This window comes from Arthrobacter sp. H-02-3, from assembly GCF_003097355.1.
In the GTDB taxonomy this organism is placed as follows: domain Bacteria; phylum Actinomycetota; class Actinomycetes; order Actinomycetales; family Micrococcaceae; genus Arthrobacter; species Arthrobacter humicola.
The window spans coordinates 89,010-105,876 of record NZ_PYUI01000004.1; the positions used below are offsets into that span (position 1 = coordinate 89,010).

Sequence of the window (16,867 nt, forward strand, 5' to 3'; positions counted from 1 at the left end):
TGGTTGGAACGTGACTGAGACTAATCCTGACGCTGCCCCTGACCTCGACTTCGACCTGACGGTCCTTCCCAAGGTTTCCCTTCACGACCACTTGGACGGCGGGCTCCGCCCGGCCACCATCATTGAGCTTGCCGAGGCCGTGGGCCACACGCTGCCCTCGACTGACCCCGTCGCCCTGGGGGAGTGGTTCCGCGAGTCCGCCGATTCCGGCTCGCTGGTCCGTTACCTGGAAACGTTTGACCACACCATCGCCGTGATGCAGACCAAGGAAGGCCTGTTCCGCGTCGCGAAGGAATTCGTCGAAGACCTGGCCGACGACGGCGTCGTGTACGGCGAAGTTCGCTGGGCCCCCGAGCAGCACCTGCAGAAGGGCCTGAGCCTGGACGAAGTGGTGGAGGCCGTCCAGGCCGGGCTGGAAGCAGGCGTGGACGCCGTCGCCGAGACAGGCCGCGATATCCAGGTGGGCCAGCTCATCACCGCCATGCGCCACGCCGACCGCGGCCAGGAGATTGCCGAACTGGCGGTCCGGCACCGGAACAAGGGCGCGGTGGGCTTTGACATCGCCGGAGCCGAGGACGGCTTCCTGCCCTCCCGCTTCAAGGACGCCTTCACCTACCTGGCCGAGCACAACTTCCCGGCCACTGTCCACGCCGGCGAGGCCGCCGGCCTGGAGAGCATCCAGTCGGCCCTGGTGGACGGCCGGGCGCTTCGCCTGGGCCACGGTGTCCGGATCGCCGAGGACGTCACGATCGAATTCGAAGAGGACAGCGAAGCCTGGGAGGACGCCGACGGGTTCGGCGTCGAGGTCAGCGACACCATCGGCATGGTGACCCTGGGCGAGCTGGCCAGCTGGGTGCGCGACCGCGGCATCGCCCTGGAGATCTGCCCGTCGTCGAACCTGCAGACCGGTGCCATTGCCGGCTTCGGCGAGGGGATCGAAAGCCACCCGCTGGACATGCTGTACCAGCTGGGCTTCAACGTCACCATCAACACGGACAACCGGCTCATGAGCGGCGTGACCCTCACGGACGAGTTCGAGCTCCTGGTCGAGACCTTCGACTACGACCTCGACGACCTCCTGGAGCTGACGCTGAACGCGGCCGAGGCCGCCTTCCTCCCGCTCGAGGAGAAGGAAGCACTGGTGGAATACATCAACGAGGCCTACGCCGACCTTGGCTAGCCGGGACAACGCGGCGGGCGCGCCGCTCGGTGACTTGGTGCGAACGATCGCCGAGCTGCGCGCCCATTGCCCCTGGATGGGTGCCCTCACCCACGAGTCTCTCGTCGAATACCTCCTCGAAGAGGCGTACGAGGTGGCCGAAACCATCGAGACGGAGGGCGGCGACGCCGACCTGAAATCCGAACTCGGGGACGTGCTGCTCCAGGTGGTCCTGCATGCCCGGCTCGCCGAGGAACGCGGCGCCTTCGACCTCGACGACGTCGCGCGTTCCCTCAACGCCAAGATGATCCGGCGGAACCCGCACGTCTTCCGCCCCGACGGCTCGCTGCAGGATTCCTTCCCTGCAACGGTCGAGGAGATCGTCCTGACGTGGGATGCCGTCAAGAAAGCAGAGAAACCGGAACGCGGCCACGGCTTCGACGGCGTTCCCGGCGCGCTTCCGGCCCTCGCGCGGGCCCAAAAGCTCCTGGACCGGGCCGAGCGCGCCGGCCTGCCGCCGGCTGCCGGCGTGACCGGCGTGACCGGCGTAGACATCCCCGGCACCGAAGAGGAGCTCGGAGAGCTGCTGTTCGGGATCGTGGCGGCCGCCAGAGCCGGCGGGCTCGACGCCGAGCGCGCCCTCCGCGGAGCCCTCCGCCGCTTCCAGGACAGTCACGGCCGTGTGTCGCCGGCATCATAGCGCCGGCACGGTAGCGTAGGCCCCATAGTGCCGGGCAAGTAGCGCCGGCATCATGACGTCCGGGGATTGGATAGGTTTCCGTAACTTATCCCGCTCTCGACTAGGCTAGTAGCGACGACGACGTCGGCTTATCAGCTTGATGTACAGCCAGATTCCCAGCAGTCAGATTCCCTGCAGATCGCTTCACCCAAAGGAGCATATCCATGGCGCTTATCGATGCCATCCACGCCCGCGAGATCCTCGATTCCCGTGGCAACCCGACCGTAGAAGTTGAAGTCCTGCTCTCCGATGGCCAGATCGGCCGCGCAGCAGTTCCCTCCGGCGCCTCCACCGGCGAGCACGAGGCTGTTGAGCTCCGCGATGGCGACAAGGGCCGCTACCTCGGCAAGGGCGTCCAGAAGGCCGTCGACGCCGTCATCGACCAGATCGCCCCGGCCCTGATCGGCTTCGACGCGACCGACCAGCGCAGCATCGACCAGGCCATGATCGACCTCGACGGCACGGCCAACAAGTCCAAGCTCGGTGCCAACGCCATCCTCGGCGTGTCCCTCGCCGTCGCCAACGCTGCCGCGGCGTCCGCCGACCTGCCGCTGTACAAGTACCTGGGCGGACCGAACGCCCACGTCCTGCCGGTGCCGCTGATGAACATCCTCAATGGCGGCTCGCACGCCGACTCCGACGTCGACATCCAGGAATTCATGATCGCGCCGATCGGCGCCGAGACCTTCTCCGAGGGTCTGCGCTGGGGCGTCGAGGTCTACCACAACCTCAAGTCCGTCCTGCAGGCCAAGGGCCTGTCCACCGGCCTGGGCGACGAGGGCGGCTTCGCCCCGAACCTGCCCTCCAACCGCGCTGCCCTGGACCTGATCCAGGAAGCCATCAAGAACGCCGGCTACACCCCGGGCAAGGACATCGCCCTGGCCCTGGACGTTGCCTCCTCGGAATTCTTCACCGACGGCGCCTACCAGTTCGAAGGCAAGGCCCTCACGGCCACCGAGATGAGCAACTACTACGCCGAACTCGTCGCCGACTACCCGCTGGTCTCGATCGAGGACCCCCTGGACGAGAACGACTGGGAAGGCTGGAAGACCCTCACCGACGCCATCGGCGACAAGGTCCAGCTCGTGGGCGACGACCTCTTCGTCACCAACCCGGTCCGCCTGCAGCAGGGCATCGACTCCGCCACGGCAAACTCGCTGCTGGTGAAGGTCAACCAGATCGGCTCCCTGACCGAGACCCTGGATGCCGTGTCCCTGGCCCAGCGTGCCGGTTACACCACCATCACCTCGCACCGCTCCGGCGAGACCGAGGACACCACGATCGCCGACATCGCGGTTGCCACCAATGCCGGCCAGATCAAGACGGGCGCACCGGCCCGTTCCGAGCGCGTCGCAAAGTACAACCAGCTGCTGCGCATCGAAGAAGAACTCGACGACGCCGCACGCTACGCCGGACGCAGCGCCTTCCCGCGTTTCAAGGGCTAGTTAGCCGCGAAAACCGGTAACCGGTGGCTATGGTTGAAAGACCATGGCCACCGGTTCTGTTTTTGGTCCGCTTTTGAAGGAGTGACATGGCTACCCGACGTCCCAATGTTCCCCGGGCTACGCCCGCGGCCCCCAAGGCTGCTGCCACCACGGGCTTGGGTGCAGCAGTCGACGGCGGCGACGTCATCCGGGCGGACTTCGGCGGCTCCCGCAGCAGTGCGGGCACAACGACGCCGGCCAAGTCCTCCGGCGCCGGGCCGGCATCTTCCCAGACGGCAGCACGTGCTGCAGGTAAGCGTGGCTCCGACGGCCGAACCCCCGAAAGTCCAGGCCCCGAACGTCCGTCCCCCGACGTCCCGGCCACCGGCCAGAAGCGGCCGACGGTTACGCCAGGATCCCGGCCCTCGCCCGGGAAGGCGCCAGCGAAGTCGCCCGGTAAGTCGCCCGGGAAGGCCGGCGGCAAAGCCTCGCGCCGGGCCGCCGCGCGGGACACCGACGATTCCCTCGATCCGGTACCCGCCAAGGCGTTCTCGGGCCGGTTGCTTGCGCTCGGCGTGGTCATGATTGCCATCACCATCCTGCTCGCGCCCACGGTCAAGATCTTCCTCGACAAGCGCGCCGAGATCGCGGCGCTTCAGGCGGATATCGCGGCCAAGCAGTCAAAGCAGGAGGACCTCAAACGCCAGGTCTCACGGTGGCAGGATCCCAACTACGTGAAACAGCAGGCCCGCGATCGCATTAACATGGTTATGCCCGGAGAGACGGGCTACTGGGTCTTCGGCAGCGATCTTCCTGCCGCGCAGTCCAGTGGCACGGCGGGTGCAGCATCAGCACAAGACCCGGCCAACCTGCCCTGGGTGGACGCCCTCTGGGAGTCCATCAGGCGATCGGCAACAGACTAGAAGCGGCGCCCGCCGCCGAGGTTGTCCCGAGGACACCCGGAACAGGGCAGGAAGGTGCCACTCCCGTGGACGATAACCGAGTGGACCAGAACCGAGCGGACGAGAACCAGCCGCAGGCAGCGCAGACCCCGGCGCCACTTCCCGCCTCAAGTGCACCGGCGGCCTCCCGCCAGCCGTCACCGCACGACCTCGAGGTCCTCAGCCGCCAGCTGGGCCGGCCGGTGCGCGACGTCGTCGAGATCCCCGCCCGCTGCGTCTGCGGGAACCCGCTCGTAGCCGCCACTTCGCCGCGGCTGAGCAACGGCACGCCGTTCCCCACCACGTTCTACCTCACGCACCCGGTGATCACGTCCGCGGTGTCGCGGCTGGAGGCTGCCGGGCTGATGAACGAGATGAACGTCCGGCTCGCCGCCGACGTCGATCTCGCGGCGCGCTACCGCGCCGCCCACGAGGCGTACCTGGCCTCACGCGCAGAAATCGGCGCCCGGTCCGGCATTGGCGCCGTGCCCGAGATCGACGGCGTCTCCGCCGGCGGAATGCCGACGCGCGTCAAATGCCTGCATGTCCTCGTGGGCCATTCGCTGGCCGCCGGAGCGGGCGTGAACCCGCTCGGTGACGAGGCGATCGCCGCCATCGCCGAGTGGTGGACCGCGGACCGCTGCTACTGCGACGGCGCCTGGGACACCGGGGGAGAGGTCCCGTCCCGGGACCTCAGCCGCCACGGACCGCAGGGCCTGCCGGAGATCGTTGGCCGGCCCGCCCCCGTGCGCAAGTCCCGCGGCGCGGAAGCCGTCGGTGCTGCAGAAGGCGCGGACGCCGCCGGCACCGCGAGCACGGAGGAGTCCAAATGACCCGGGTCGCGGCCGTGGACTGCGGCACCAACTCGATCCGCCTGCTGATCGCAGATATAGACACAGATACAAACGCCGACGCCGCGACCGGGCAGCCCGCCCCGCGGCTGACCGACGTCGTGCGGGAAATGCGCGTGGTCCGGCTGGGGCAGGGCGTGGACTCGACGGGCGAACTCGCCCCGGAAGCGCTGGAGCGAACGTTTGCCGCGACCCGGGACTATGCCTCCCTCATCCGCGAGCACGGGGTGGCAAAGGTGCGCTTCGTGGCCACCTCCGCCACCCGCGACGCCAGCAACCGGCAGGTCTTCGTCGACGGCATCCGCGCCATCCTCGGCGTCGAGCCCGAGGTGATCACCGGCGATGAGGAAGCCGCACTGTCCTTCGCCGGCGCCAGCAGCGTCCTGCCCTCCCGCGGCGACGACCCGGTGCTCGTGGTGGACCTCGGCGGCGGGAGCACGGAGTTCGTGCTCGGCAACGCCGGAGGCGTCATCGCCGCCCGCTCGGTCGACGTCGGCTGCGTCCGGATGACCGAACGGCACCTGCGCAGCGATCCGCCCACCCCGGAGCAGATCGCAGCGGCGGAGGCCGACGTCGACGCCGCCATCAGCGAGGCGGCACGCACCGTGCCGCTGGAACGCGCCACCGCCATCGTCGGCGTGGCCGGATCCGTCACCACCATCACGGCGCATGCGCTGCGCCTGCCGGAGTATTCGCCGGCCGCAATCCACGGCACCGAACTGGACCTGGACGCGGTGCGGAAAGCCTGCACCGAACTGCTCGACATGACCCGGGAAGAGCGGGCCGCGCTGCCGTTCATGCACCCCGGGCGGGTGGACGTGATCGGCGCCGGCGGCCTCGTGTGGCGGCGGGTCCTGGAGCGCCTGGCCGACGTCACGGCCGGCCGCATCACCACGGCAGTGGCCAGCGAACACGATATTCTTGACGGAATTGCCCTCAGCATCAGCTGATGTCGCACCAGCAGTAGTGCACTAGCCGTTGTGTACCGACAGAGTGCTTGTGCCACTGGCGCATCCGCCGATAGGACCTGTATGACCAGAGCAACAGCCCGGCACCGCCGGACCGCCTCCGCGTTGATGGCTTTGGCCCTTGCCGGCGGCATGTCCGCGGCGGCGCTGACCTCAGCCGCGCCCGCCCACGCCGACTCCTGGCGGGACAAGGAATACTGGCTCGCCGAATCGGGCATCACCAAAGCCTGGGAAGTGTCCAAGGGCGCCGGTGTCAAAGTCGCTGTGATTGACAGCGGCGTGGACGGCACGCATCCGGACCTGGCGGGCGTGCTTGCCGGCGGTGCCGACATCTCCGGCGCCGGCGGTGCCAACGGACAGGAGAGCATCGGCGCCAAACCCGAACACGGAACCCTCGTGGCCACGATGCTCGCCGGGCGCGGACACCAGCCCGCCAGTGCGACCGCCAAGCCGAGTGCCGGTGCCTCCGCGGGCCCGGACGCCGGCCCGGACGGGGTGGTCGGCGTCGCCCCTGAGGCCCAGATCTTGTCCGTCTCAACCTGGCTCGGTTCCGCCAACCCGGGCGGCAAGAGCGACCAGGACCAGATTCCGGAAGCCGTGCGCTGGGCCGTCGACAACGGCGCCCGCGTCATCAACATTTCACTCGGCAGCACGTCGCCGGAGTGGCCGCAGAGCTGGGACGCGGCGTTTCTCTACGCCGAACAGAAGGACGTGGTGATCGTGGCCGCCGCGGGCAACCGCGTCGGCGGAAACGTCCAGGTCGGCGCCCCGGCCACGATTCCGGGTGTCCTGACGGTCGCGGGCCTGGACCGCAACGGAACGGCCAGCATCGACGCGTCCTCGCAGGGCATCAGCATCGGCGTCGCCGCTCCCGCTGAAGACCTGATCGGCGGCATGCCCGGCGGCGGCTATGCCGAGTGGGCGGGCACCTCCGGCGCCACTCCCATCGTGGCCGGCGTCGCGGCCCTGATCCGCTCCAAATGGCCGGAGATGTCCGCGAGCCAGGTGATCAACAGGATCGTCAGTACGGCCAAGGACGCCGGGGCTCCGGGAAAGGATCCGCTCTACGGGTTCGGCGTCCTCAACGCCGAGGCCGCCCTCAAGGCCGATGTGCCCGAAACCAAGGTCAATCCGCTGGGGTCCATTTCGGACTGGATCCGGGTTCAGCGGCGCGGCAACCTGGCCACGACGGCGCCTGCTGCGACGCCCGCGCCCTCCAGCGCCGCTCCCACGCTGCCTGAGGCGACCGTGCCGGTCGCGGAGAAGCCGTCGCAGCTGGACAGCGCCGTGCCGGCCGCCGTGGTCCTGGGCTTCGGATTCCTGTTTGTGGGCATCATTGCCGCCGCCGCCTTCCAGTTGCGGGCCGCGATGCGCAGCTCGCCCAAGGGAGGCGCTGACACGCCCGAACGGCCGGCCCGGCCCAGCCCGGGAGCCGGCCCGGGAGCCGCCGATTCGGTGGATTCCAGCCACCCGTCATAGTTAGTGAAGGTTTTCACAAACTACTGTATTCTTGACGCATGGCATCCTCCCTTCAGCTCCAGGACCGTCCCCGGGTACTCGTCGTCGGCGGCGGGTACGTCGGCCTGTATGTAGCCCTCAAACTGCAGAAAAAGATCGCGAATGCAGGTGGCATCGTCACCCTCGTAGATCCGCTGCCCTACATGACCTACCAGCCCTTCCTGCCGGAAGTTGCCGGCGGCAACATCGAGGCCCGCCACGCGGTCGTCTCGCACCGCCAGCACCTGAAGCAGACCGAACTCATCCAGGGCCGCGTCACCTCGATTGACCACGCCAACCGCACGGCCGTGGTTGCCCCCTCCGACGGCGGCGACACCTTCGAGGTTCCCTACTTCGACGTCGTGCTGGCTGCCGGCGCCATCACCCGCACGTTCCCGATCAAGGGCCTCGCGGACAAGGGCATCGGCCTGAAGACCATCGAGGAAGCCGTTGCCCTGCGCAACAAGGTCCTCGAGCGCATCGAGACCGGCTCGCTCATGACCGACCCCGTCGAGCGTGCCCGCGCCCTGACCTTCGTCGTCGTCGGCGGCGGCTTTGCCGGCATCGAGTGCATCACCGAAATGGAAGACCTCGCCCGCGCCGCGGTCAAGAACAACCCCCGTGTCAAGCAGGAAGAAGTCCGCTTCGTCCTGGTCGAGGCCATGGGCCGCATCATGCCCGAGGTCACGGCGCAGCAGGCCGAATGGGTCGTCGGACACCTCCGCAGCCGCGGCATCGAGGTCCTGCTCAACACCTCGCTCGACAACGCCGAGGGCTCCCTGAAGCTCATCAACCTCCCGGACAAGACCCCGGCCCAGGAATTCGAAACTGACACCCTTGTCTGGACTGCCGGCGTGCAGGCCAACCCGATGGTCCGTTCCACCGACTTCCCGCTCGAACCGCGCGGCCGCGTCCGCGTCCTTGCCGACCTGCGCATCGCCGGCGACGAGGGCATCATCGACAACGCCTGGGCTGCCGGCGACATCGCTGCAGTCCCCGACCTCACGGGCAGCGGCCTGCCGGACGGCACCTGCGTGCCGAACGCCCAGCACGCCCTGCGCCAGGCCAAGCGCCTCGCCAAGAACCTGTGGGCCTCCCGCTGGAACAAGCCGCTCACGGACTACAAGCACAAGAACCTGGGCGCCGTCGCCGGCTTCGGCGAATGGAAGGGCGTGGCGAACATCAACCTGATTGGCCGCATCGGCCTCAAGGGCCCGCTGGCCTGGCTGGCACACCGTGGCTACCACGGCATGGCCATGCCCACCGTTGAGCGCAAGATCCGCGTGATCTCCGGCTGGTTCTGGGCCTTCTTCCTGGGCCGCGACACCACGCAGCTCATGGACCTGGACAACCCGCGCGGCGCCTTCGTGACCGCAGCGACTCCGGCCCCGAAGCCGGCCGCTGTCCCGGCCCCGGAAGCAGCCAAGCCTGCGGCCGACGCCAAGGCAGAGTCCAAGGCGGACCCCAAGGCATCGGTCCCGGCAGAGGCCAAGTAACGTACTTGCCGTAACTGCTGCCAGCTAGCTGGCAGTTGGCCTACGACGGCGGCTGTTCCCCCAGGGGAGCAGCCGCCGTCGTTTTTTGGTTCCGCCACTGTGGTGGCTGGGCAGTGCAGGCCCGCGCCTAGACTGAAGTCCATGACCGGTGAAAAGGATCTCCCCACGCTTCTGGCAGCCATGCATCCCGTCCGCCGCGGCGGCGAGTTCGTCTATGTCCTGTGGCCGCACGGCAAGCCGCTGACCGGCGGAATCATGGCCGCCGTCCGGGAAGCCGAGGGGCTGACCGTTGTGATGCCCCGGGCCGACGCGGACAGCATGGGGCTGTCCTACGACTTTGTCGGGGCCTGGATAACCCTTGAGGTGCATTCCTCGCTGGAAGCGGTGGGGTTGACGGCCGCCGTCGGCGCCGCCCTGACCGAGGCGAAGATCAGCTGCAACGTGCTGGCGGGCTTCCACCATGACCATCTCCTGGTGCCGGTGGCTGACGCTGACCGGGCGCTGGAAGTGCTGCACGAGCTGGCGGCAGACAACCGCAGGGAAGGCCCCGCGCCGACGCTCGTGCTGCGCACGGAGCAGCCCGAAGACCGTCCCGCCATCCTGGCCCTGACGGCCGCGGCCTTCGCCGTTTCCCCGGTGACCGGACTGCCTGTGGACGGCGAGCCGGAGGAAGTTGGCCTGCTCCGGCGGCTCTTCGACTGCCCCGAGTACCTGCCGCAGTTCAGCATTGTCGCGGAACTCGACGGCGAGGTGGTGGGCCACGTCATCAGCACCCGCGGGTGGGTGGAGGAGTTGGAGCTCCTGGGACTCGGGCCGATCGGCGTCCTGCCGCGGCTGCAACGCCACGGCATCGGCACCGCGCTCATGAAGGAGACCGTGGCGCGGGCCAACACCGCGGGGGAGCGGGGGATCGCGCTACTGGGCAGCCCCGAGTACTACTCCCGCTTCGGCTTCGTGCCGTCCACGTCCCTCGGGGTGGAGCCGCCGGAGGCAGGCTGGGACGCCCAGTTCCAGCTCCTCCCGCTCGCCGTCTGGCCCGGCGGCGTGAGCGGCACCTTCCGTTACGCAGGCCCTTTTTCGGGCTGATCCGGCCCGCGACGGGATACCATGGACCGGGCGCCCCAGTAGCCCAATTGGCAGAGGCAGCGGACTTAAAATCCGCGTGTTGTGGGTTCGAGTCCCACCTGGGGCACATCTGTACGCTGCGCCTGATTGTTGTCCCTCGGTGCCGCACGTTGGCCCCACGTCCCGCCGCTCCGCTTCGCGGCTCGTTTCCCCGGTCTGTCCCGCCGCTTCATGCCTCCGCCGCGCGCCGAGAGACCGCGGGGAACCGTCCAGATTTCCTCTATGCAACGAGTGTTATAAGGATGTGACCGTAGTCACTTATTTTCGCGTCAAAATTGCACTAGCTTGAAGTGGAATCAGGAACACCTGATCTTTCGCGTCAAAGGCCGTTCGCACCTTTAGATCGAGGAGCTTGTACATGACTTCACTCCCCCAGGTTGCGCCCCGCATTGCTAAGCTGACAGCGCTTAGCATCGGCGTCGCCCTTCTGGCTACGGCTTGTGGTGGTTCGTCCACCCCGAGTTCGTCGGGCTCCAGCTCAGCCGCGGCCGCCGGCATCGCTTGCCCGGCCCCCAGCGCCTCGGGCGCCGGAACCACTGCCGCCAACGCGGGCGGGACCGTCCCCGCCTCGGCCACCACCACCGAAACACCCCTGAAGATCGGCTCGCTCCTGCCGACCACGGGTTCCCTCGCCTTCCTCGGCCCGCCCGAAATTGCCGGCGTGAACCTTGGCATCAAGGAGATCAACGACGCCGGCGGTGTCCTGGGCAAGCCGGTCGAGGTCATCCACCGTGACTCCGGTGACACCAAGACCGACATCGCCACCCAGTCCACCACGGCACTGCTCGGGCAGGGCGTCAGCGCAATCATCGGCGCAGCCTCCTCGGGCGTATCCAAGACCGTGATCAACCAGATCACCGGTGCCGGCGTGGTCCAGTTCTCCCCGGCCAACACGTCTCCGGACTTCACCACCTGGGATGACAAGGGCCTCTACTGGCGCACCGCCCCCTCGGACGTGCTCCAGGGCAAGGTCCTCGGCAACTACATGGCTACTTGCGGCGCCCAGACCGTCGGCATGATCGTCCTCAACGACGCCTACGGAACCGGCCTTGCCAAGAACGTCCAGGCCGCTTTCGAGGCAGCCGGCGGCAAGGTTGTGGCCCAGGAGCTCTTCAATGAAGGCGACTCCCAGTTCAGCAGCCAGGTAGACAAGGTTCTCGCCGCCAAGCCGGACGCCATCGCCCTGATCACCTTCGACCAGGCCAAGAGCATTGTCCCCCTCATGACGGGCAAGGGCGTCAAGCCCAACCAGATCTTCATGGTGGACGGCAACATGTCCGACTACAGCAAGGATTTCCAGCCGGGAACCCTCAAGGGCGCCCAGGGCACCATCCCGGGCACTTTCGCCAAGGATGACTTCAAGAAGAAGCTCCTGGCGATTGACCCGGCGCTGAAGGACTACAGCTACGCAGGCGAGTCCTACGACGCAGTGAACCTGATCGCGCTGGCGGCCGAGGAAGCCAAGAGCACCAAGGGCGTCGACATCGCGGCGCACCTGAAGGACGTTTCCCAGGGCGGCGAGAAGTGCAACGACTTCCCGTCCTGCGTCACCCTGCTCCGCAACGGCAAGGACATCGACTACGACGGCCAGTCCGGTCCGGTCACGTTCTCCGACGCCGGCGACCCCACGGAAGCCTACATCGGCATCTACGAGTACAAGGATGACAACACCTACGCCCCCGTCAAGGAAGAATTCGGCAAGCTGTAAGCCGTTTCCCCTCGACAAACCGAAGACCCCCGTCCTTCACCGGACGGGGGTCTTTTGCGTCTCCGGGAACCGCGGACAGCAGTTCCGGGTCCGTGGAACCAGGCGGGGGCTACGGAGCCGGCTGGGCGCCACGGAATCGGCAATACGCTACGGAATCGGACGAGGGCTGCCCGGATCCTTGGGGCGCTGGTCCGGAACCGGTGCGGAAACGGGACGTGAGGGCGCCAGGAGTGGACCGGCGTCGTATGGGGCCGGCTCCGGCGGGCGAAGCGCTGGGAGGGGTGCTGTGTGCCACCGGCAGGCTGGGGAGCCGGCTGGGCGCCACGGAATCGGACGAGGGCTGCCCGGATCCGAGGGGCGCTGGTCCGGAACCGGTGCGGAAACGGGACGTGAGGGCGCCAGGAGTCGACCGACGTCGTGAGGTGGGCTCCGTGGAGGGCGAAGCGCTGGGAGGGGTGCTGTGTGCCATCGGGAGGCCGCGGAACGGGCAATACGCTACGGAACCGGCAATACGCCACGGAATCGGACGAGGGCTGCCCGGATCCGAGGGGCGCTGGTCCGAATCCGGTGCGGAAACTGACAAGAGTGTGGAGGCCGCCGGGGAGCGCGATGCGCAGGCGCCGAGAAGTTGGCTGCGGAGGCGCCCGGTGGGGCTAAGTGCGCCCGGAGCCTCCAGCGGGTGCAACTTCCCGCTACCGCGCACGCCGGGCATGCAAAAGGGCCGCCACCGGCTGGTGACGGCCCCTCTGCTCGGGATACTGCCCGAAGCAGAACTACTCGACGGTGTCCGCGAGCGTTCCCAGGTAGAGCTGGATGACCTTGGGATCCTTCATGAGCTCCCGGCCCGTGCCCGTGTACGCGTCCTTGCCCTGGTCCAGCACGTAGCCGCGGTCGCAAATCTGCAGGCAGCGGCGCGCGTTCTGCTCGACCATGATGACCGAGACGCCGGCCCGGTTGATCTCATGGACCCGCAGGAACGTCTCATCCTGCTTGACGGGGGAGAGGCCGGCCGACGGCTCGTCGAGCAGCAGCACGGCCGGATCCATCATGAGCGCCCGGCCCATAGCCACCATCTGGCGTTCGCCGCCGGAGAGCGAACCGGCCCGCTGCGCGCGCCGCTTGCCCAGCTCCGGGAACAGGCTGGTGACGAAGTCGAAGCGCTGGGAGAAGTCCTTGGGCCGCTGGAACATGCCCATCTGCAGGTTCTCCTCGATGGTCAGGGCCGCAAACACGTTGTTGGTCTGCGGCACGAACCCGACACCCCGGCTGACGAGCTTGTTGGCCTTGAGCCCGGTGATGTCCTGCCCGCGGACCACCACGGAGCCGGAGTGGACCTTGACCAGGCCGAACATGGCTTTCAGCAGAGTGGACTTGCCGGCGCCGTTGGGGCCGATGATGCCGATCAGTTCGCCCTTCCGGGCCTCGATGCTGCAGCCGTTGAGGATATTGACACCGGGAATGTAGCCGGCCACGAGGTCGGTGACCTTGACGACCGAGTCCCCTTCGAAGGCGGGATGGGCGGAGGGTGCCGCGCTGGTGGCGCTCATTCTGTGTCCTTCTCTGTGCGGTTCGGCTGCGCTGTGCTGCCCGACTCATCAGTGCGGTTCGGCTCCTCGGAGCTGCGGCGGCCGTGCGCTGTCCCGTTCGGCTCCTCCGCCTCCGTGGTGAGGACGTCGGCGGAGATGATGCCGGCGTTTTCAGTGCCGACGATCGAGTCCTCGTCGGCCACCAACTCGGCGGCCAGTTCCTTGATGCCCTCAGCGTCGCCGAGGTCGACGTCGTGGTGGGCGCCGAGGTAGGCGTCGATCACTGCGGGGTTCTTCATGACCTCGGCGGGCGGACCCTCGGCGACGATCCTGCCTTCGGCCATGACGACGACCCAGTCGGCAATGTGCCGGACCATGTGCATGTCGTGCTCGACGAACAGGACCGTCATGCCCTCGGACTTGAGGTTCTTGATGTGATCGAGCAGCGACTGCGTCAGGGCCGGGTTCACGCCGGCCATCGGCTCGTCCAGCATCACGAGCTTGGGCCGGACCATGAGCGAGCGTGCCATTTCGAGCAGCTTGCGCTGGCCGCCGGACAGGGACGCCGCGTAGTCGTCCTTTTTGGCATCCAGCTTGAACTTCTCCAGCAGCACGTTCGCTTCCTGGGTGATCTTCTTCTCCTGGCCGCCCCAGATGCCCTTGAACAGGGCCTTGGAGAGCCTCTCGCCGGACTGGTTGGAGGCGCCCAGACGCATGTTCTCCATGACGGTGAGCTTGCCCATGACCTTGGTGAGCTGGAAGGTGCGCACCATGCCCATCCGGGCGACCTTGTAGGAGGAGACACCCGCAATGCTCTGGCCTTCGAACTGCCAGCTGCCCGAATTTGGGGTGTCGAATCCCGTCAGGAGGTTGAACAGGGTGGTCTTGCCGGCACCGTTCGGGCCGATCAGCGCCGTGATCTTGTGACGCGGGATCTCGAGGTGCTGGACGTCGACGGCGTTGATGCCGCCGAAGCTGCGGGTGACGTTTTCGGCCACCACGATCGGATCACGCTTCTTGCAGCCGGGGGCGATCTCTCCGACGGCGATCGGACGGGTGTCCGTCATGTAGTCGATCTCTTCCGACATGCGGGGTTCGCCGCGCGACTCTTCGCTTGGAATGCTCATGCGAATGCCAGCTCCTTCTTGTTGCCGAGGACGCCCTGGGGCCTAAAGATCATCAGCAGCATGAGCGCCACGCCGACCAGGATGTAACGCAGCTGCCCGGCCTGGACCGTGTTCAGCCACGTGATGGTCCCGGACTCGATCAGGCCATAGAGGATGCCCTGGGTGAGCGAAAGCACCACCCAGAAGATCATGGCGCCGACCACCGGGCCAAGGACGGTGCCCAGACCGCCCAGCAGCAGGCAGGTGTAGAGGAAGAAGGTCAGTTCCGTGCCGTAGTTGGCAGGCTGGACCGCGCCGCGGGGGATCGTGAAGATCATGCCCGCCAGGGCACCGAGCACGCCACCGATGATGAGGGCCTGCATCTTGTAGGCGTAGACGTTCTTGCCGAGCGACCGGACGGCGTTCTCGTCCTCGCGGATGCCCTTGATGACCCGGCCCCACGGGCTGCGCATCAGCAGCCAGACCAGGAGGCAGAACACGGCCACGACGGCCCAGGCAACCACCCGGATGAAGAAGTCGCGGTTGTTCATGCCGATATAGGTCCCCGGAGGGAAGGGGTTCATGGCGTAGAAATCGCCCTCGAAGGCCGCCAGGCCGTTGGCCGAACCGGTGACGGCGGTCAACTGGTTGGTCGTGACGACATAGCGCACAATTTCCGCCGCCGCGATGGTCACGATGGCCAGGTAGTCAGCCCTGAGCCGCAGCGTCGGGATGCCCAGCAGCAGGGCGAAGATGGCCGAACAGACGACGGCGACGAGCAGTCCGACGAAGAACGGCACGTGGAACGTCAGGGTGGAGATGGCGAAGCCGTAGGCTCCCACCGCCATGAAGCCCGCCTGGCCGAAGTTGAGCAGGCCGGCGTAGCCGAAGTGGACCGCAAGGCCAAGGGTGGCCAGGGCGTAGGCAGCCGTCGTCGGGCTGAACAGTTCGCCTGCGGCGCTGGAAAAAATGAATCCGAAATCCATGGCTGTCTCCTAACCCACGCGCTCGCGGCGGCCCAAAATGCCCTGAGGCCGGAACAAGAGGACAACAATCATGATGAACAACGCTCCCACGTATTTGAGGTCGGCCGCGAGGCCGAACACGGTGGTCAGCTCAACGAAGATGCCGACGATGATGGAACCGACCAGGGCGCCCCAGACCGTGCCGAGGCCGCCGAGCGTGACGCCGGCGAAGATGAGCAACAGGATCTGCGACCCCATGTCGAAGGTGACGCCGGGCCGGTAGTAGGCCCAGAGGATGCCACCGAGGGCGGCGAGCATGCCACCGACCACCCAGACGATCCGGATGACGGAGTCGACGTCGATGCCGGAGGCCGCGGCCAGCGCCGGGTTGTCGGCCACCGCGCGGGTGGCCTTGCCGAGGCGAGTCTTGAGCAGGACGACGCCGAGGGCGGCGATCACGGCGGCACTGATGAGGAGGGACCAGAGGTTGTTGGGGGAGATGGAAACCGGACCGATCAGGATCTCAGCACTCTGTGCGAACGGCAGCTGCTGGGTGGCGCCGCCGAAGTAGAACTGGATCACATAACGCACGGCCAGAGCCAGGCCGATGCTGACGATCATCATCGGAACAAGCCCGGTTCCGCGGCGCCGCAACGGTTTCCACAGTCCCGCATCCTGGACGTAGCCGAACAAGCCGCCGCCTATGATGGCCAGGATGATGGCCAGCCAGAACGGCAGGTGCATGGCGTTGAAGGCGAACACCAGGACGGCGCCCAACGTGACCATCTCACCGTGGGCGAAGTTCGTCAGACCCGTGGTGCCGAAGATCAGCGAGAGGCCGACGGCCGCCAGGGCAAGCAGCAGGCCGAAGCTCAGGCCGGCCACCAGCCGGTTGAGCAGGTTCTGCCAGAAGTTCTGCTCCTCGACGACAATGCCCTTGCCAAAGGCGAAGATCACCGAAAGGTTCGAGGTCTGACTGAAGGTGACCTTGCGGGGGTTCTCCTGGCCCTCGGCGAGCTTGATGCCCTTCGGGAGCGTCGAGTCATCGAGTTTGACCACGTAGGTTCCCTGGGTGGGGACTCCGATGGTCCAGGCGCCGTTGGCTCCGGATTTTGTGGTTCCCGTGAAGTCGCCGTTCGTGGCGGTGATGGTGACCCCGGCGATCGGCGCGCGGTCGTCGCCGCGCAAGAAGCCGCTGATGCTGTTGGTGAACTCGGTAGCCGACGGGGATGGTGTCGGCGAGGGGGTCGTAGCGCTGGATGCCGGGGCAACGATGAGCAGTAGCGCGGCTATGGCGGCACATACAGCCCCCACAGTCCTCAATAGTCTGCCGCGCCGTCGCTGCGACAGGCCGCTCGTTGT

Annotated in this window: 14 protein-coding genes and 1 tRNA gene; 11 read left to right on the forward strand and 4 right to left on the reverse strand. The window is 67.3% G+C overall.

Annotation, left to right across the window (positions count from 1 at the left end):
- Nucleotides 1–10: 10 nt before the first annotated feature.
- The 11 genes from C9424_RS05955 to C9424_RS06005 all read left to right on the forward strand — a co-directional run bounded on the left by C9424_RS05955 (nt 11) and on the right by C9424_RS06005 (nt 11,908).
- On the forward strand, nt 11–1,180 hold the full coding sequence (locus C9424_RS05955; protein WP_116765986.1) for an adenosine deaminase: 1,170 nt from the start codon (nt 11–13) through the stop codon (nt 1,178–1,180).
- Between the two features lie 76 nt (nt 1,181–1,256).
- Entirely contained in the window at nt 1,257–1,859 is a 603-nt protein-coding gene (locus C9424_RS05960; protein WP_116766117.1) for a MazG nucleotide pyrophosphohydrolase domain-containing protein, read from the forward strand.
- Nucleotides 1,860–2,062: 203 nt separating this feature from the next.
- Nucleotides 2,063–3,343: a phosphopyruvate hydratase gene (gene eno / locus C9424_RS05965; RefSeq protein WP_091250844.1), complete on the forward strand. Its 1,281-nt coding sequence runs from the start codon at nt 2,063–2,065 to the stop codon at nt 3,341–3,343.
- 86 nt (nt 3,344–3,429) lie between these two features.
- Entirely contained in the window at nt 3,430–4,245 is an 816-nt protein-coding gene (locus C9424_RS05970) for an FtsB family cell division protein (protein WP_116765987.1), read from the forward strand.
- A gap of 209 nt (nt 4,246–4,454) precedes the next feature.
- On the forward strand, nt 4,455–5,096 hold the full coding sequence (locus C9424_RS05975; RefSeq protein ID WP_237563328.1) for a DUF501 domain-containing protein: 642 nt from the start codon (nt 4,455–4,457) through the stop codon (nt 5,094–5,096).
- Nucleotides 5,093–6,064: a Ppx/GppA phosphatase family protein gene (locus tag C9424_RS05980; protein ID WP_116765989.1), complete on the forward strand. Its 972-nt coding sequence runs from the start codon at nt 5,093–5,095 to the stop codon at nt 6,062–6,064. Before C9424_RS05975 ends, C9424_RS05980 begins: the two co-directional genes overlap by 4 nt.
- Before the next feature lie 81 nt (nt 6,065–6,145).
- A complete protein-coding gene (locus tag C9424_RS05985; RefSeq protein ID WP_116765990.1) occupies nt 6,146–7,561 on the forward strand; it encodes a S8 family serine peptidase in 1,416 nt (471 codons plus the stop codon).
- A 38-nt stretch (nt 7,562–7,599) separates the two neighbouring features.
- Nucleotides 7,600–9,075: an NAD(P)/FAD-dependent oxidoreductase gene (locus C9424_RS05990; RefSeq protein WP_116765991.1), complete on the forward strand. Its 1,476-nt coding sequence runs from the start codon at nt 7,600–7,602 to the stop codon at nt 9,073–9,075.
- A gap of 141 nt (nt 9,076–9,216) precedes the next feature.
- A complete protein-coding gene (locus C9424_RS05995; protein ID WP_116765992.1) occupies nt 9,217–10,161 on the forward strand; it encodes an N-acetyltransferase in 945 nt (314 codons plus the stop codon).
- Nucleotides 10,162–10,193: 32 nt separating this feature from the next.
- Nucleotides 10,194–10,267 (forward strand) — tRNA-Leu (locus C9424_RS06000).
- Between the two features lie 291 nt (nt 10,268–10,558).
- Nucleotides 10,559–11,908, forward strand: a complete 1,350-nt coding sequence (locus tag C9424_RS06005) for an ABC transporter substrate-binding protein (RefSeq protein WP_116765993.1) — start codon at nt 10,559–10,561, stop codon at nt 11,906–11,908.
- A 773-nt stretch (nt 11,909–12,681) separates the two neighbouring features.
- On the opposite strand, the gene C9424_RS06010 is transcribed toward C9424_RS06005, so the two are convergent.
- From C9424_RS06010 to C9424_RS06025, 4 genes are read right to left on the reverse strand one after another with little or no spacing between them, the layout of a single operon-like run.
- Nucleotides 12,682–13,455, reverse strand: coding sequence for an ABC transporter ATP-binding protein (locus C9424_RS06010; RefSeq protein WP_116765994.1), 774 nt, complete (start codon nt 13,453–13,455; stop codon nt 12,682–12,684).
- Nucleotides 13,452–14,561 carry an ABC transporter ATP-binding protein gene (locus C9424_RS06015; RefSeq protein WP_202615790.1) on the reverse strand — a complete coding sequence of 370 codons (1,110 nt, stop codon included), beginning with the start codon at nt 14,559–14,561 and terminating at the stop codon, nt 13,452–13,454. Before C9424_RS06015 ends, C9424_RS06010 begins: the two co-directional genes overlap by 4 nt.
- Complete coding sequence (locus C9424_RS06020) at nt 14,558–15,526, reverse strand: branched-chain amino acid ABC transporter permease (RefSeq protein ID WP_116765995.1); 969 nt, start codon at nt 15,524–15,526, stop codon at nt 14,558–14,560. The genes C9424_RS06015 and C9424_RS06020 overlap by 4 nt, the downstream gene beginning before the upstream one ends.
- Nucleotides 15,527–15,535: 9 nt before the next feature.
- Complete coding sequence (locus C9424_RS06025; RefSeq protein WP_202615791.1) at nt 15,536–16,819, reverse strand: branched-chain amino acid ABC transporter permease; 1,284 nt, start codon at nt 16,817–16,819, stop codon at nt 15,536–15,538.
- Between the last annotated feature and the right edge of the window lie 48 nt (nt 16,820–16,867).

What these genes read in the sequence shown, in the direction of transcription:
- C9424_RS05970 (WP_116765987.1), top strand. Translation starts at nt 3,430, where the DNA reads ATGGCTACCCGACGTCCCAATGTTCCCCGGGCTACGCCCGCGGCCCCC.
- C9424_RS05995 (WP_116765992.1), top strand. Translation starts at nt 9,217, where the DNA reads ATGACCGGTGAAAAGGATCTCCCCACGCTTCTGGCAGCCATGCATCCC.
- C9424_RS05990 (WP_116765991.1), top strand. Translation starts at nt 7,600, where the DNA reads ATGGCATCCTCCCTTCAGCTCCAGGACCGTCCCCGGGTACTCGTCGTC.
- C9424_RS06020 (WP_116765995.1), bottom strand. Translation starts at nt 15,526, where the DNA reads ATGGATTTCGGATTCATTTTTTCCAGCGCCGCAGGCGAACTGTTCAGC.
- C9424_RS06005 (WP_116765993.1), top strand. Translation starts at nt 10,559, where the DNA reads ATGACTTCACTCCCCCAGGTTGCGCCCCGCATTGCTAAGCTGACAGCG.
- C9424_RS05985 (WP_116765990.1), top strand. Translation starts at nt 6,146, where the DNA reads ATGACCAGAGCAACAGCCCGGCACCGCCGGACCGCCTCCGCGTTGATG.
- eno (WP_091250844.1), top strand. Translation starts at nt 2,063, where the DNA reads ATGGCGCTTATCGATGCCATCCACGCCCGCGAGATCCTCGATTCCCGT.
- C9424_RS06010 (WP_116765994.1), bottom strand. Translation starts at nt 13,455, where the DNA reads ATGAGCGCCACCAGCGCGGCACCCTCCGCCCATCCCGCCTTCGAAGGG.
- C9424_RS05980 (WP_116765989.1), top strand. Translation starts at nt 5,093, where the DNA reads ATGACCCGGGTCGCGGCCGTGGACTGCGGCACCAACTCGATCCGCCTG.
- C9424_RS05960 (WP_116766117.1), top strand. Translation starts at nt 1,257, where the DNA reads ATGGGTGCCCTCACCCACGAGTCTCTCGTCGAATACCTCCTCGAAGAG.
- C9424_RS06015 (WP_202615790.1), bottom strand. Translation starts at nt 14,561, where the DNA reads ATGAGCATTCCAAGCGAAGAGTCGCGCGGCGAACCCCGCATGTCGGAA.